Consider the following 14,139-nt stretch of genomic DNA (forward strand, 5'->3'; position numbering starts at 1 on the left):
TTTAAAGTATTTTAGCTTTGTTTTTTAGCGAAAGGCTGTATTGCAGCCCAAACACAAAAGTTCGCGGAGCGGCGGCGGTATAACTTGGTGCAGCTGTGGCGGTATTTCCTTTGGTTACATTATAGGCATATAATTTGTCGGTGAGGTTCATCACATTGACATAACATTCGATTCCTTTCCAGCGGTAGCCCATCCTGGTGTTAAAAACAGTATATCCATTATATTTTACCGTGTTGACCTGGTCTTCAAACCAACTTGAGGTCATTTGGCATTCTATGGAAGCCCTGAAATCAGGCAGCCATTTCGGGTAATAGTTCAGTTCTGAATTCCCAGTCCATTTCGGAGCGGAAGGCATTTCAAAACCATTTAAATCCCGGATTGGGTCTGAAGGTTTATCCGAAACCCTGAAATCAACAAAAGTATGCTGGGCCGTTGTGCCTCCGATGCGGAACTTCCATTGCTCGTTCATGCAATACTGCAGGGCAAATTCGATTCCTTTATGGCGTGTTTTCCCTGCAGATTGGTAATCTGTGGAATTGTCGGGCTGACGGATGTTCAGCAATTCATTTTCCCCTTCCATATAATATAAGGAATACTCAATGCTGAGTTTGTGCTGAAGAAAATGCAACCAGCCTCCTACTTCATAATTGTCAAATTTGGCCGGTTCCAGGTTATAATAAAACGCTGCCGGGTTTCCTGTATTCCCACCTGTCCCCGGTTTTGCCCGGAAAACAGATGTTAGCCCCGGTGGGGAAAATCCCTGTGAATAATTTCCGTAAAAGCCTGCAAAATCCAGCGGATTATAATTAGCTCCCCATTTGAACGTGAACTGATCGTATTTTTTATCTCCTGAAGATTGATCGATGGTATTGGTATAATCCAGGCTCATATCATCGTAACGTGCTCCTGCTGTAAGTGTTACTTCCTGTAAAGGTTTGCAGCTTAACTGCACAAAGCCCGCTTTATTGTATATCCTGGCTTCGTAATCCGCTAATTTGATGTCCGGCCGTTCGGCGATGATCTCATAACTGCTCACCGTTTGCCCTCCTGGGTTTAGGTTCGCCTTCAGGTCAATTTGGTAGGCATTGTAATCTACCGGGGAATAATCGAAAAGCCCACCGGCAACAAGCGTTGACTGCCAGAACCGGAACGATTGATTGTGCTGCCCAATAACGCCGTAACTTTTGAAATTATTGGAATTGATTTCGCCCTTGGCCGTAGTTTGCCCCGGTGTCCAACGAATCCCGTAAGAAGGGTTCTGTCCTAATTTATTGTTTCTTGTAAAAACCGTAAAAGAAGTATGGGCCTTTTCGTTCCAATCCTGCTCCAGGGTTATCTTGCTTCGCAGCGCATCCGATTTCCGGTACGTGAAATCAGTGGTACTTTTGTATGTGCGGTTGTAAAAATCACTTTCGTTGACACTTCCGGTCATATCCGAATAATATTTTCCATAAAAAAGAGTACTGGTTAATCGGGTCCTGGGACTAATTGCATAATCTACTCTGGCATTGATGTTGTCTTTATTATAATCGGAGAATGTCATCCAGGAATCCTTTTGCAAGCTTGAAAGCCCTGCCACATAAAAACCTAATTTCCCAATAGTTGTTCCACCGGCGGCCTGAAATCTTTTATACCCGAATCCATCGGCCTGGATCCCCAATTTCAGTTCCGGCTCAAGAGATGGTTTTAAAGAAATCAGGTTGATTGCCCCGCCAACAGCTTCTGGTCCATACAGCGAGGAAACCGGTCCCTTTACCACTTCTATATTCTGAAGGTTGAATTGGTTTATTTCCAGGAGCGCGTTGTGGTTGAAGATGCCCATCGGCCTGATAGGCAACCCGTCTTCAAGGTATAAATAATACGCATTTGTATTCATAGGCTGCCGGATGGCCATCATATGCTGCTCGTTTCCTAAGTTGACCATCAAAACCCCTGGCGCTTTGTTGATGATTTCGGAAACGGTGGTTGCTTTGGTTTCATTGATGCTTTTTTGTGAGATTTTAGAAATCGCGACCGGGACTTCTCTTCTGAGCGAAGCACCACGGCTGGCGGTTACCACAATATCATCTAATTGTTTTGTGCCGGCAGTATCTTTTCTTTGGGCATTTTGTCCATACGACATAGGCCCTAAAACCAACACGGCAAGGAATATTTTTTTCATCTTAAAAATTTAATTATTACATACTATCGCCTGACGACAAGAGTCAACAAGGCACACTCGGCTGGAAATCAACCGAATTCAGAAAATAATACAATAATTACGCAGTTGGCGGATGGAAAACGGCCTTACCGGCCTGATGGAAGTATAAATCCGGAGAATCGAAGTCATTCTCTTTTTGGATTGGAAAATTTGGGTTTAGGATAACCACTGTGGCCCATTTTTCCAGGAACAAGACTTCAAATTCCTGTTGTGTATTCTTTTTATCCTGCGAAGTAGGGTTTTCTCCATCAGAAGCTTTGGCCAACTCTTTCATCAAATGGCATTTACCGTTACATTTAAGTTCGGGCTTGGCTTTGTTCTCACAAAGTTCCTTGGCAATATAATCGTAATGGAGAATGTATTCCAAAACCGGGAGGACCGGCTTGAGCACAAATAAGAATACTACTATTACAATTGCTTTCTTCACGCCACAAATTTACCCTTTAAAAAAATACTTCTACTAGGAAAAACACCCTTTTTTGAAAAACGGTTAAACTTTTTTGAAATCCCGCAGTCTTATATTCAAATCATAAATCTGAAAACATGAAAAAAATCGCATTGGCAATCGTTCTCACTGCAGGACTTGCATTAAACGGAATCGCACAGGAAAAAAAATCAGCAGCAAAGGCTGATACTGAAAAAATGTCTGCTGAACAGCGAAATCAGCTGCAATTGAAAAAAATGACACTGGAACTGGACTTATCCGCTGCCCAACAAAAAGAAATGGCTACCCTTATTGCCGAGCAAAGCAGCAAACGAGAAGCCAAAATGGCTGAAATGAAGGCCGGAAAAGAAGCCAAAAAGGAATTAACCGCCAATGAAAAGTTCGAAATGCGCAACAAAATGCTGGACGAGCAAATTGAACATAAGGCAAAAATGAAAAAAATCCTAAGCAAGGAACAATTTGAAAAATGGGAAGACAACCATAAAAAAAGAAGCGGGCATATGCAGAGAATGAGAGGTGCCCACAGGCAAAAAGCGAACAAGGAAGTTTCGGAATAATTTTTGCTTATTTAAAAAAAATGTTTAGATTTGGATTCTATAACTAAACATTTCAGACTATTATGAAAAAACTATTACCAATACTTATGATGCTTTTCGCATTTTCTTTCGGGGCAAATGCACAACAAGCAAAAGAAAGAAAGCCATTCCCTGAAGAAAAAGCAAAACAGGAGACTTTCGAATTAAGTAAAGCAGTAGAAGTTGACGGAGCAACACAACAAGCTTTATTCCAACTTTTCCTAAAAAAGCACAAAGATTTAGATAATGAAAATGTTAAATTAACAGAAGCTGACAAACAGCAATTATCTAGTATTATCGATGCAAAATTAAGAGCCACTTTATCTGACGATCAAATTCAAAAATTACAGTCAGTTGGTTTGTATGAAAAATTAATCCACTAAGATTAATTGCATAAAAAAATAAAAGCTCACTTGAACGGTGAGCTTTTTTATTTATAAATCTTTGGAGACTTTGTCAATGGCATTAATGGTAAAATCCAGGTCTTCATAAGTCAATGCATCGGTTATAAACCAGGTCTCATAAGCCGATGGTGCAATGTAAACCCCTTCTTTCAACAGGCCATGGAAGAACTTTTTAAAAGTATCGTTATCCCCGTTTTTGGCCGAATTAAAATCGAAAACCGGATTAGCATCAAAATGCACCGAAATCATAGACCCTACCCTGTTTATCGTATGGATGATCTTATTGTTGTTTAAAACCTTGGCGATTCCTTTTTCCAGATACGCTGTTTTTTCTTCTAACCTTGAGAAAATGGCCTTATCCGAATGCAGCGACTGCAACATCGCCAAACCTGCAGCCATGGCCAACGGATTTCCTGACAATGTCCCGGCCTGGTATACCGGCCCAAGCGGCGCAAGGTAATTCATAATTTCATTTCGGGCAGCAAAAGCGCCTACCGGCAACCCGCCTCCGATCACTTTTCCAAAACAAGCGATATCTGCTTTGATGCCCAGCAATTCCTGAGCTCCTCCAGATGCCAAACGGAAACCCGTCATGACTTCATCAAAAATCAAAAGGGTATTATTATCGTCACAAAGTTGTCTCAAACCTTCAAGAAAACCTTCTTTTGGCGGAATGCAACCCATGTTACCCGCAACCGGTTCGATTATGATAGCGGCAATTTCATCTTTATTGGCTTCAAACAACGAGGCTACATTGGCTAAATCATTATAATTGGCCAACAACGTGTCTTTAGCTGTTCCAGCCGTAACGCCAGGGCTGTTTGGTGAACCAAAGGTAATCGCACCGCTTCCCGCCTGGATCAGGAATGAATCGGAATGGCCGTGGTAACACCCTGCAAATTTGATGATTTTATCTCTTTTGGTATAGCCACGCGCCAGGCGGATAGCACTCATGCAGGCTTCTGTACCGGAATTGACAAAACGGATCTTATCGATGTTCGGAACCATAGAAACTGCTAAAGCGGCAATTTCCGTTTCCAAAGCGGTTGGCATCCCAAAGGATGTCCCCAGTTTTGCTTTTTCAACCAGTGCATTGACAACCGGTTCGTAAGCATGGCCCAAAATCATAGGTCCCCAGGAATTAATATAATCGATTAGTTTGTTCCCATCTTCATCAAACAGGTAGGCGCCTTTGGCACTTTTAACAAAAATTGGCGTTCCACCAACTGATTTGAATGCTCTTACCGGCGAATTGACTCCGCCCGGAATTACTTTTTCAGCTTCGGCAAAAAGCTGACTGCTTCTTTGGTATAACATGATTTATTTTATCTGATTATAAGTATCTGCCCGATGGAAATAGCATTGTCGGACAGGTTGTTTTTATTTTTTAAAACCTCAATCGGTATATTGTATTTTTTAGAAATCGAATATAAAGTATCTCCCTGGCTTACAACATGTTGATCTGCAGAAGGTGCTTTTGACGCTTCCGGCCTGACTTCTGCTTTAGGTTTAGCCTGATAGGCAATCCCCAGTGCTTCGGCATCATATTGTTGTAATTGGTATCTTTCGATAAGCCCTATCAATTTGTCCGGATATTTCGGATCTGTAGCATAACCTGCTTTTTTCAGTCCTTTTGCCCAGCCTTTATAATCGTCTTTTGGTAATTTAAACAAGGACGCGTACCATGGCCGGCTGGTTAAAAAAAACGAGTGGTCTCGGTAGGATTCTTCTGCGTGCTCATATTTCCTGAAACATTCCTGCAGGCTGTCATCATCATACCTAACATAAGGCCCTGTCCATTCCTTGTGGCATTTTATCCCGAAATGATTATTAGCCAAGCCGCACAACATCCCGGTTCCTGCTCCGGATTCGAGTATGCCCTGGGCCAGCGTGATACTTGCCGGAATTCCGTGCTTTACCATATTTTCTTTTGCCACACCTTTGAATTGATTGATATAAGCCAGCACAACTTCTGTAGTTACTTTTATTTTTGAGGTAGCTTCCAGCAGTTCGATCTTCTCTTTTTTCTCATCAATAACAACGGCAGTAGGACTTTCAACTTTATGCTTATAAGGCTTACTTTGTGAAGTTGCCACTTTTACAGTTGGTTTTTTAGTACTTTTAATTTTTGATTTTGCAGTACCGCAACCTATCAGTGCCGATAGTAATAAAAGTGCAATTAGTTTATTCATCAAATAGTATTTTAGTCATTTTTTTCTTCTCCAACATCTGGTTCATACCCCGGATGCCCTGCAAACCGCCCGTGTGGATCATCAGTATTTTTGAATGTTCCGTAAAATATCCCTTTTGGATCAAATCCATAACGCCAAAAACCATTTTCCCAGTATAAACAGGATCTAAGGGTATGCCCGTTTGCTCATAAAACCGATTGATGAAACCAATCAATTCCGGCGTTACTTTCCCATAACCTCCAAAATGATAGTCCGTACAGAGTTCCCAATGCTGATTTTTTGCAAACTTACGAATTTCATCAGTTAAAAAATCACCTTTTAACGCAGGAAAACCAATAACTTTTTGATGTGGCCCGGCACTGTTTATAATTCCTGAAATGGTTCCTCCCGTCCCTACGGCGCAACAAATGATATCGAAACCGGCATCTTCTTCAGTTAAAATCTCCTCACATCCTTTTATGGCCAGTGCATTGGTACCGCCTTCCGGCAGAAGGTAATGCCTGCCGTATTTTTTTTCTACATCGGAAATAAAAGCCGCCGAGTCTTTCTCCTGATAAGCACTGCGTGAGACAAACTCAAATTGCATGCCGCATTTTTGGGCAAAAGACAATGTCGGGTTTTCTTCGATTTTGGCAGAAAGCTCTTCGCCCCGGATAATCCCGACGCATTCCATTTTGGCCTCCTGGCAGGCAAACGCAACAGCGGCAATATGGTTTGAAAAAGCCCCGCCGAAAGTAACCAGCCTTTCATACCCGAGCTCCCCGGCTTTTTCCAGGTTGTATTTTAATTTCCTGAATTTATTGCCTGATACAAATGGATGCAGCAAATCTTCCCGTTTTACAGATAAGGTAATCTGGCTGTTGCCGAGTTTTATATTTTGATTGTATACTTCCATTGACTTATGCAAAAATACATTAAATCAAAAAAGCAGTCCGAAGACTGCTTAAAAAATTAGGATTGTTTTTTATTATTTTATTCCCTTGATCGTGATTTTTTGGGTAACCTCCCTATTATCTTCGGTGATAAGTTTTACGATATAGATTCCTTCACTCAATCCTGAGGTGCTGAATTCGTAATCCGGGTTAGCGCCCAGGTCTTTTTTCGAAAAGATTATTTTTCCTGAAATATCATACAAATAGCAAGATTCCAAAGCGATGACATTCGGGTTTTTAATTATTAATGTATAAGAGGCATTGTCTTCAAAGATTTTAAAATTAGCCGCTATAGCATCATCGGTGGAAAGCGTTGTGTCCTGAAGCGTGATCTCAAAACGGTTATTGCTTACTCCCGCCGGAAGGGAAAGCTGGAATTCGGTATTTTTTATATCATGGTATAATCCTGTCACCTTATCGTGAAGGAAAACCTGCGACACATCATGAAGGTTATCCAAAGAAGCCACCTGAATCTTAAAAACTGCAGCAGTATTGTTTTTGAAGCCGACAGGGAATACTTTATCCATTGCAAAGTTTGTGGCAGAATGCATATATTCGGTGTTATTCAAAAATAAATACATATCGTACGGCAAGTTGGAAGCAATATCACCGGATTTCGAATCGGCCTTATCCAACCCGTCCACGGCATTTGGTGTAAAAACCAATGCGATCTGGCGAACAGCCCTGCCGTTAAGAGAAGCATTTATCCGGATGGATGGTGTTATCGCTTTACTGATCTGAGTGTAATCAATACCGGCAACATTTGGGATTGCTTCGTAATTTCCTGCAGTATCATCTTCATTTGCATTTCTTTCAAATTGGGAATTATTTGGAATCCCTTCTCTCCTATATACCCGATGCGTATTTTTTATCTGGACATTCCCTCCTGAAATCCCTCTTAACATAAAACCTTGCCCGATTGGAGCAAATCTTCTTTGATACATGTTCATCGGTGTAGAATAAACCGGCCCTTGAGTACCACCTCCTGTATAAGTATAGAAAGTTGCCGGCGTATATACATTGGTGGCTCCGTTGTAAACCCCATATCCTCCCCTGTATTGTTCCGCATAATGGGAATTGACTGTTTTATCGTGTTCCCAATACAAAGCAGTTCCATCACAAAGCGACGTATTGGTAGGATCCGTCAAAAGCAATTGCATGTCAATGGCACTTGGATAAGGATTACCGGTCAAAGTCATTGTTCCGTTTGTTACCGGGACGTTGATAGTTCCATCGTTTGGCTTACCCCTGAAATCATATCGTTGGGCACTTCCTGAATTATTGGAACCTGCTCCGGAAAAAGGTATCGTACTATCCGAACCACTCGTCCCTTTCATTGTAAAACCTTGCCCGGCACCAATCGTGGAAGCAGCATTAACATAAATCCAGTCATTATAAGTGGTTCCTGCCGAATACCTGTAAATCCATCGGGCGGCAATTGACAAAGCTCCGGTTCCTGAAGTTCCGTTAGGGTTGCTGCTTGGCAAAATGGTTGCTGCAGTAGTGGCTGTCGCTGTTATCGGCACACCTAGTTGCGGGATCCCGAAAGGAGAATTCCCGGCTGCCGCCAAAGCTCCTCCTACAGGCGAACACCAATAGTTATATTGAAAATTATTAGTACTTCCTTCCTGGAAAACAGACAGGCTTCCCGTTCCTTTATTGATACCGGAACCTGTTGTCCCTTGCAATAATTGACCGTTGTTACGCAAATAAATAGTACTGTTTGCACTATTTAGTTCGACATCCTGTTTTACATAGACCATTTCGTCATTTACGTACATATACGAATTGGGTCCTACATACAATTGTGCATTGGCATAAATACAGCCAATAAAAAACATGACAAGGGTGTAAATGGGTTTCATAAGTTTCGGATTTTAACTTTAAAAATAATCAAAATAGTTTGATTATCAAAGTAATTGTCTTACAAAATTAAAGGCTTGTCAAATATAAGGCAAATATCCTGTAAAATAAACAGTGCCAGCAGGTTGTTTTAGCGTACGCTTCCTATTTTGAGGTCAATTTGAGAAAAACACGAAAAACCTTGTAATCTTTTCGCTTCTTTTTTATTACCTGCTCATGGTTGTTTTTATCCAATGGTTTTTCAACATCAAAATGACAAAAACAGATGGCTTTTTGTAAAAGCATCTCACTAAAAAAAGTGAGACCTTCTCACCAATTTTCTGCCTGCAAAAAATAAATTCAGTTAGAAGATCGTTTATTTTATACTATTTATCCTACAAATAACAAGAATTATCGATGAAAAGTTCTTTTAATAAGCTAACTGATATCCAAAATATTAGGCTGATTCAATATTTAAATATAATTTTACAGCGAATCTCATTAATTCATTTTAATGAAATTCTATCTCACTAACATATTTCTCTTATGGCGAAAAACTACTTCTTTCAGATGAAGGAGTGTGCTTTATTGGTAGCGCACACCCTCACTAAAAAATCATGGTTGGAAAATCCATTTTTCCCAACCCAAAAAGAAGAACAAAATCGAATCCCTTCCTTTTCGTGGGTTCTGTCTTTGATGATTTTATCTGCATTTTTCTTGAGTAATGATATTTATGCCCAATTTCCGGGTAATGACAACACACCAGGAGTGGGTAAAATTTTTAATGTCCCAGCAGGGGTAACTTCAGTTACGGCAAGTGCCTGGGGTGCCGGCGGTGGCGGTGGCGGTTCCAGCTCCAACAATGATGGTGGAAACGGCGGCGGTGGCGGTGGCGCAACAACCAGGGTTATTGCGGTAACCGGCGGAGTAACGACTTTTACCTACTCAGTGGGAACCGGAGGAACAGCCGGAGCTGCTGCTGGAGGTACGGGAGGAAACGGAGGTGCTTCAACCATTGTATCCATAGCCCCTTCAACAAACATGAACGCTAACGGAGGAACGGGAGGCCGCGGGAATTCTCTTGGCCTCAACACACCTACTAACAGTGGCGGAGGAACTTCATCGGGAGGAACAACAAATAATACCGGTAACGATGGTTCCAGCGGAGGGAATTCCGGAGGAAACGGAGGAAGTTCTGCAACAGTAATCTCTATTTTCGGGGCTGGAGGAACAGGAACCAACAACTCACCGGGACAAAACGGTTCTAATCCTGGAGGCGGTGCTTCCGGAGGAGAATATGCCGGGGGAGGAAGTGGAAACAGAGTCGGAGGTATTGGAGGTGCCGGTAGAGTAACTTTCAATTATATTAGTGTTTCAAGCGTTTCCCCTAGCTCACTTTGCACAGGGCAAACTATTACAATAACCGGGACGAATTTTAATTCCGGTGCGACAACAGTAACTGTAAACGGTACAGCATGTACAAGCGTTGTTGTGGTAAACTCAACAACAATAACAGCAGTGGTTGCAGCTGGAAGTACTTCAGGAACAGTACTTGTGACAAATCCTAACGGAACAAACAACGGACAAACATTGACCGTAAATACCCCTAGCGATCCTGGAACACCTACAAGCAATTCACCACAATGTAATCCTACAGGAGTTACCATAACCCGAAACGGAACACCTGGAGCAGGTATAACCTGGTATTGGCAAACAGTTTCAGGCGGTACATCTACAGCAAACAATTCTGCAACACCTTTAGTAGTAAATACTTCAGGAACTTATTATATCCGTGCCTACAATGGTTCTTGCTGGAGTGCAGGAGAAGGAAGCATCGCGGTGACCGTAAACAATACGATTGCTACTTTAGCAACCACACCTAGCCCGGCAACATCAGCGACTGGTGTTTGTTATGCCGGTTTGGGAGCCATAAGCTCAATAAGCTGGACAGCAGCTGCTGGAGCAACTTCTTACGATGTTTACTTCGGGACAGCATCAACACCTCCGTTTTTGACGAACCAGGCTGGAGTTACTTACAGCACAGGCACTTTGACAGCAGGCACAACATACTATTGGAAAATTGTTCCGAGAAATGCATGTGGCGCAACCACAGGAACCCCAATTACCTGGAGTTTTACAACAAATACCGGCGTGTGCCATTGTATCCCTTCTTCAACTACATCCGGAACTTATATTTCAGGGGTTACTTCCATTGGAACATTGAACGATGTAGCTAACGCGCCAACAGGTTATTCTACAGGCGGTTATGGCAATTATAAAAATATTGTTATCGCAACTCAAATTCCTGGTGGCGGTATAAACACCAACCTTAATATTGTTGGATCAAGCCACATGAGAACTTATGTAGACTGGAACAATGATGGAGATTTCGTAGATGCTGGTGAAAATGTATACGTGAGCGGCGCTGCTGCAGGAGACACTTCTTATGGTTTTATTGTACCGGTAGCACAAACTCCTGGTACGTATGTAATGAGAATCAGAACCAGATCATTTGGAGAATCCAGCACAATCGATCCTTGTACCACAGGATATACCACAGGAGAAACCGAAGATTACACCATTAGTATTGTAGCGGATTGTGTTGCAAAAATAACCAGTGTGACCAATGGCGCTTCTTGCGGAACAGGAAGTACTGTTACCCTTTCAGCCACAGCAACCGCGGGCACAACTCAATTCAGATGGTATGCCGCTGAAACAGGTGGGACTCCGCTTGCAACAACAGCTACAGGTTCCTGGACAACCGGGGCATTAGCTGCTACGACTACTTATTATGTAACGGCTTTTAACGGAACGTGCGAATCCTGGACAAGAACAGCTATCAAAGCCACTATCAATCCAACTACAAACATTACAATATCTCCAACAACACCTATATTTTGTGGGGACACCGATATCTTGACCATAAGTGCTACGGGTGATTTTACTGTAGATGATTTATTTGTGGATGATTTTGAAAGCGGTATAGGCGGGTTAACCGTATCAACTCCAATCAACACAAACGGTGGGGCAGATTCCGTATGGAGTGTCAAAACAAGTACTTATTCTCCAAATGGGACAGCCGTATGGCGCCCGGCGATAAGCTCAGGAACCATTGGCAATAAATTCGCCCTTACAACTTCAGATTATAGTGGCCAAAGCCTGGAAACAATCATGACCACTACAGCAAGTATAAACGCGACCAATTATGTTGACCTGACCTTAACCTTCAAACATTATTATTCCGATTATGGTTCAGATACAGCTTCTGTTCAGGTTTCAACGGACGGAGGGACAACATGGACCAATACTGCAGTTACTTACAATGCCGATTTCGGTTCTGCATCAAAATTCACTAACGCGTCATTAGACTTAACTGCTTTTGCCGGACAGTCGAACTTGAAAATACGTTTTAGATACGCAGCCGGATGGGCAGACGGATGGGCTATCGATGATATCCGTTTATTCGGGACAAGACCTTTGAACACTACCTTTACATGGGGCGGAGGAACTGTAGATGCTTATACTGATTTCGCTTGTACTATACCATATGTAAATCAGAGTTTGACCACTATTTATGTAAAACCTAATGCAACCCAATTAGCGACAACAACTTGGGGATTCACAGTAAGTGCAACATTAGGAAACGGATGTGTGGCTTCCAAACCAATCACAGTGACCAACAATACCAAAACATGGATTGGCGGAAGCTCAAATTGGTCAACAGCAAGCAACTGGAGCCCTGCAGGTGTTCCTACAGCAGCAAACTGCGTTGTAATACCAAGCAGCAGCAACACCGTTATTTCCGGATCAGGCTACAATGCTTTTGCTAAAAACATGAAAATAAAATCATCTGCTTCCTTAGAATTGCAGTCTGCGAATACGATAACTGTAAATGACTGGGTAGATGTAAACGCCAGCGGAAACTTTACCATCAGGAACAATGCAAGTTTAATACAGGTGAACAACGTAGCCAATACAGGAAACATAAAAATGGAGCGTACCGCAAATATCCGCAGATTGGATTATGTGTATTGGTCTTCTCCTGTTTCAGGTGTTTCGACAGCTTCGGTTTCATCACTAACTCCTGCAAACGTTATCTGGAAATGGTTACAAACAACTCCTAGAGCTTATGCAAGTAATTTTGGAAAATGGGTAAATGCCAATGAAACTATGGTAACCGGTAAGGGGTATATCATCCGCGGACCGAACGGATTTACCACAACAAGCCAACCGTTTACCGCTTCATTCACAGGAGTACCAAACAATGGAAATATCACTACTCCTATTATAAGAGACGTTTATAACGGAGTAAATTATACAGGCCCTACTGCAACAGCCGTAACGAAAGACGACGATAACTGGAACTTGGTAGGTAACCCTTACCCGTCTGCGATTAGCGCAACAGCATTGTTGGCAGCCAATACAAACATTGACGGTAATATCCGTTTGTGGACACACGGAACTGCTCCAAGCAACAGTAACGCCAGTCCTTTCTATCAGAATTATGCTTACAACTATTCCAGCTCCGATTATATTGTTTATAATTCAATGGGGTCAACTCCTCCTGGATTTAACGGATCAATAGGTGCCGGACAAGCTTTCTTCGTGTTAATGAACAATGCCGCTGCCACACCAGGCACCCTGACATTCAACAACAGCATGAGAAGCAATTCGTATGGCAACAGCCAATTTTACAGATCTGAAGCCAATGCAAATACTGTAAACAATGACGAAAACATTGAAAAACACCGTATTTGGCTGGATTTGGTTGCCCCTGGCGGAAATGTTAACCGAATTTTAGTAGGTTATGCACAAGGAGCAACACGTGGAAGAGACCGAAACTTTGATGCAACTGTTTTAGAAGGAGTGACACAAAATTTCTATTCTAAAGTGGAAGGGGAAAATATGGTTATCCAGGGAAGAGCCTTGCCATTTGATGCAAATGACCAAGTGCAACTTGGAGTGTTATTGCCGCAAAACGGGAATTACAATATCGCCGTTGCTACCACTGACGGATTATTTGCCAATCCGTCACAAGATATCTTTTTGGAAGATTTGACCACAGGCGTGATCCATAATTTACGTACTTCTCCTTATAGTTTCAGATCTGCCAATGGCCGTTACGACGATCGTTTTATATTGAGATTTACTCAGGCATCGTTAGGAAATGAGGATTTCGATTACAATAGTACCGTAAAAGTTTTTGCAGACAATCACATCAATGTAACTTCAGGAACAATGGCTATAAAAGATGTAGCAGTTTATGATATTTTAGGAAAAACATTGGTTGCAAAACAAAATATCAGTGCAAATGAGTTTATTGTAAATGAATTGAACCCTACACAATCTGCATTGATTGTAAAAGTAACTTTAGAAAACGATGCAGTGGTTACTAAAAAGGTAATCTTCTAATATTCAAAAAATTCACTTTTTTTTCATAGAAAAAGCCATCCTTAGGGATGGCTTTTTTTGTATGTATTTATTTACCAAAAATTATCATTTTCTTTAAAAATTAATGAATTTATAAAAAGAAAATATTCAAACAATTA

Annotated in this window: 9 protein-coding genes; 3 read left to right on the plus strand and 6 right to left on the minus strand. The window is 41.7% G+C overall.

Going from position 1 to position 14,139, the window contains the following annotated elements; translation table 11 throughout:
• Position 1: 1 nt before the first annotated feature.
• Positions 2 to 2,161 carry a TonB-dependent receptor gene (locus E4635_RS13920; protein WP_135527313.1) on the minus strand — a complete coding sequence of 720 codons (2,160 nt, stop codon included), beginning with the start codon at positions 2,159 to 2,161 and terminating at the stop codon, positions 2 to 4.
• 97 nt (positions 2,162 to 2,258) lie between these two features.
• Positions 2,259 to 2,627, minus strand: a complete 369-nt coding sequence (locus tag E4635_RS13925) for a hypothetical protein (RefSeq protein ID WP_246020803.1) — start codon at positions 2,625 to 2,627, stop codon at positions 2,259 to 2,261.
• A gap of 116 nt (positions 2,628 to 2,743) precedes the next feature.
• On the opposite strand from E4635_RS13925, the gene E4635_RS13930 reads away from it, so the two are divergent.
• Both E4635_RS13930 and E4635_RS13935 read left to right on the plus strand, forming a co-directional pair.
• Positions 2,744 to 3,202, plus strand: a complete 459-nt coding sequence (locus E4635_RS13930) for a hypothetical protein (protein ID WP_135527314.1) — start codon at positions 2,744 to 2,746, stop codon at positions 3,200 to 3,202.
• A 62-nt stretch (positions 3,203 to 3,264) separates the two neighbouring features.
• Complete coding sequence (locus tag E4635_RS13935; protein WP_135527315.1) at positions 3,265 to 3,603, plus strand: hypothetical protein; 339 nt, start codon at positions 3,265 to 3,267, stop codon at positions 3,601 to 3,603.
• A gap of 51 nt (positions 3,604 to 3,654) precedes the next feature.
• Here the strand turns inward: E4635_RS13935 and hemL are convergent, their stop codons facing one another.
• The 4 genes from hemL to E4635_RS13955 form a co-directional block, all read right to left on the minus strand.
• Complete coding sequence (hemL, locus tag E4635_RS13940; RefSeq protein WP_135527316.1) at positions 3,655 to 4,941, minus strand: glutamate-1-semialdehyde 2,1-aminomutase; 1,287 nt, start codon at positions 4,939 to 4,941, stop codon at positions 3,655 to 3,657.
• 8 nt (positions 4,942 to 4,949) lie between these two features.
• On the minus strand, positions 4,950 to 5,816 hold the full coding sequence (locus E4635_RS13945; RefSeq protein ID WP_135527317.1) for a glucosaminidase domain-containing protein: 867 nt from the start codon (positions 5,814 to 5,816) through the stop codon (positions 4,950 to 4,952).
• On the minus strand, positions 5,809 to 6,711 hold the full coding sequence (locus E4635_RS13950; RefSeq protein WP_135527318.1) for a 1-aminocyclopropane-1-carboxylate deaminase/D-cysteine desulfhydrase: 903 nt from the start codon (positions 6,709 to 6,711) through the stop codon (positions 5,809 to 5,811). Before E4635_RS13950 ends, E4635_RS13945 begins: the two co-directional genes overlap by 8 nt.
• 72 nt (positions 6,712 to 6,783) lie before the next feature.
• The gene (locus tag E4635_RS13955) at positions 6,784 to 8,613 is read right to left on the minus strand and encodes a T9SS type A sorting domain-containing protein (RefSeq protein WP_135527319.1); all 1,830 of its coding nucleotides are present in this window, start codon (positions 8,611 to 8,613) and stop codon (positions 6,784 to 6,786) included.
• 523 nt (positions 8,614 to 9,136) lie between these two features.
• On the opposite strand from E4635_RS13955, the gene E4635_RS13960 reads away from it, so the two are divergent.
• On the plus strand, positions 9,137 to 14,002 hold the full coding sequence (locus E4635_RS13960; RefSeq protein ID WP_135527320.1) for an Ig-like domain-containing protein: 4,866 nt from the start codon (positions 9,137 to 9,139) through the stop codon (positions 14,000 to 14,002).
• Positions 14,003 to 14,139 lie beyond the last annotated feature (137 nt).

The sequence above is a fragment of the Flavobacterium humi genome, assembly GCF_004745595.1.
GTDB lineage: Bacteria > Bacteroidota > Bacteroidia > Flavobacteriales > Flavobacteriaceae > Flavobacterium > Flavobacterium humi.

What these genes read in the sequence shown, in the direction of transcription:
- E4635_RS13935 (WP_135527315.1), top strand. Translation starts at nt 3,265, where the DNA reads ATGAAAAAACTATTACCAATACTTATGATGCTTTTCGCATTTTCTTTC.
- E4635_RS13950 (WP_135527318.1), bottom strand. Translation starts at nt 6,711, where the DNA reads ATGGAAGTATACAATCAAAATATAAAACTCGGCAACAGCCAGATTACC.
- E4635_RS13945 (WP_135527317.1), bottom strand. Translation starts at nt 5,816, where the DNA reads ATGAATAAACTAATTGCACTTTTATTACTATCGGCACTGATAGGTTGC.
- E4635_RS13920 (WP_135527313.1), bottom strand. Translation starts at nt 2,161, where the DNA reads ATGAAAAAAATATTCCTTGCCGTGTTGGTTTTAGGGCCTATGTCGTAT.
- E4635_RS13955 (WP_135527319.1), bottom strand. Translation starts at nt 8,613, where the DNA reads ATGAAACCCATTTACACCCTTGTCATGTTTTTTATTGGCTGTATTTAT.
- hemL (WP_135527316.1), bottom strand. Translation starts at nt 4,941, where the DNA reads ATGTTATACCAAAGAAGCAGTCAGCTTTTTGCCGAAGCTGAAAAAGTA.
- E4635_RS13930 (WP_135527314.1), top strand. Translation starts at nt 2,744, where the DNA reads ATGAAAAAAATCGCATTGGCAATCGTTCTCACTGCAGGACTTGCATTA.
- E4635_RS13960 (WP_135527320.1), top strand. Translation starts at nt 9,137, where the DNA reads ATGGCGAAAAACTACTTCTTTCAGATGAAGGAGTGTGCTTTATTGGTA.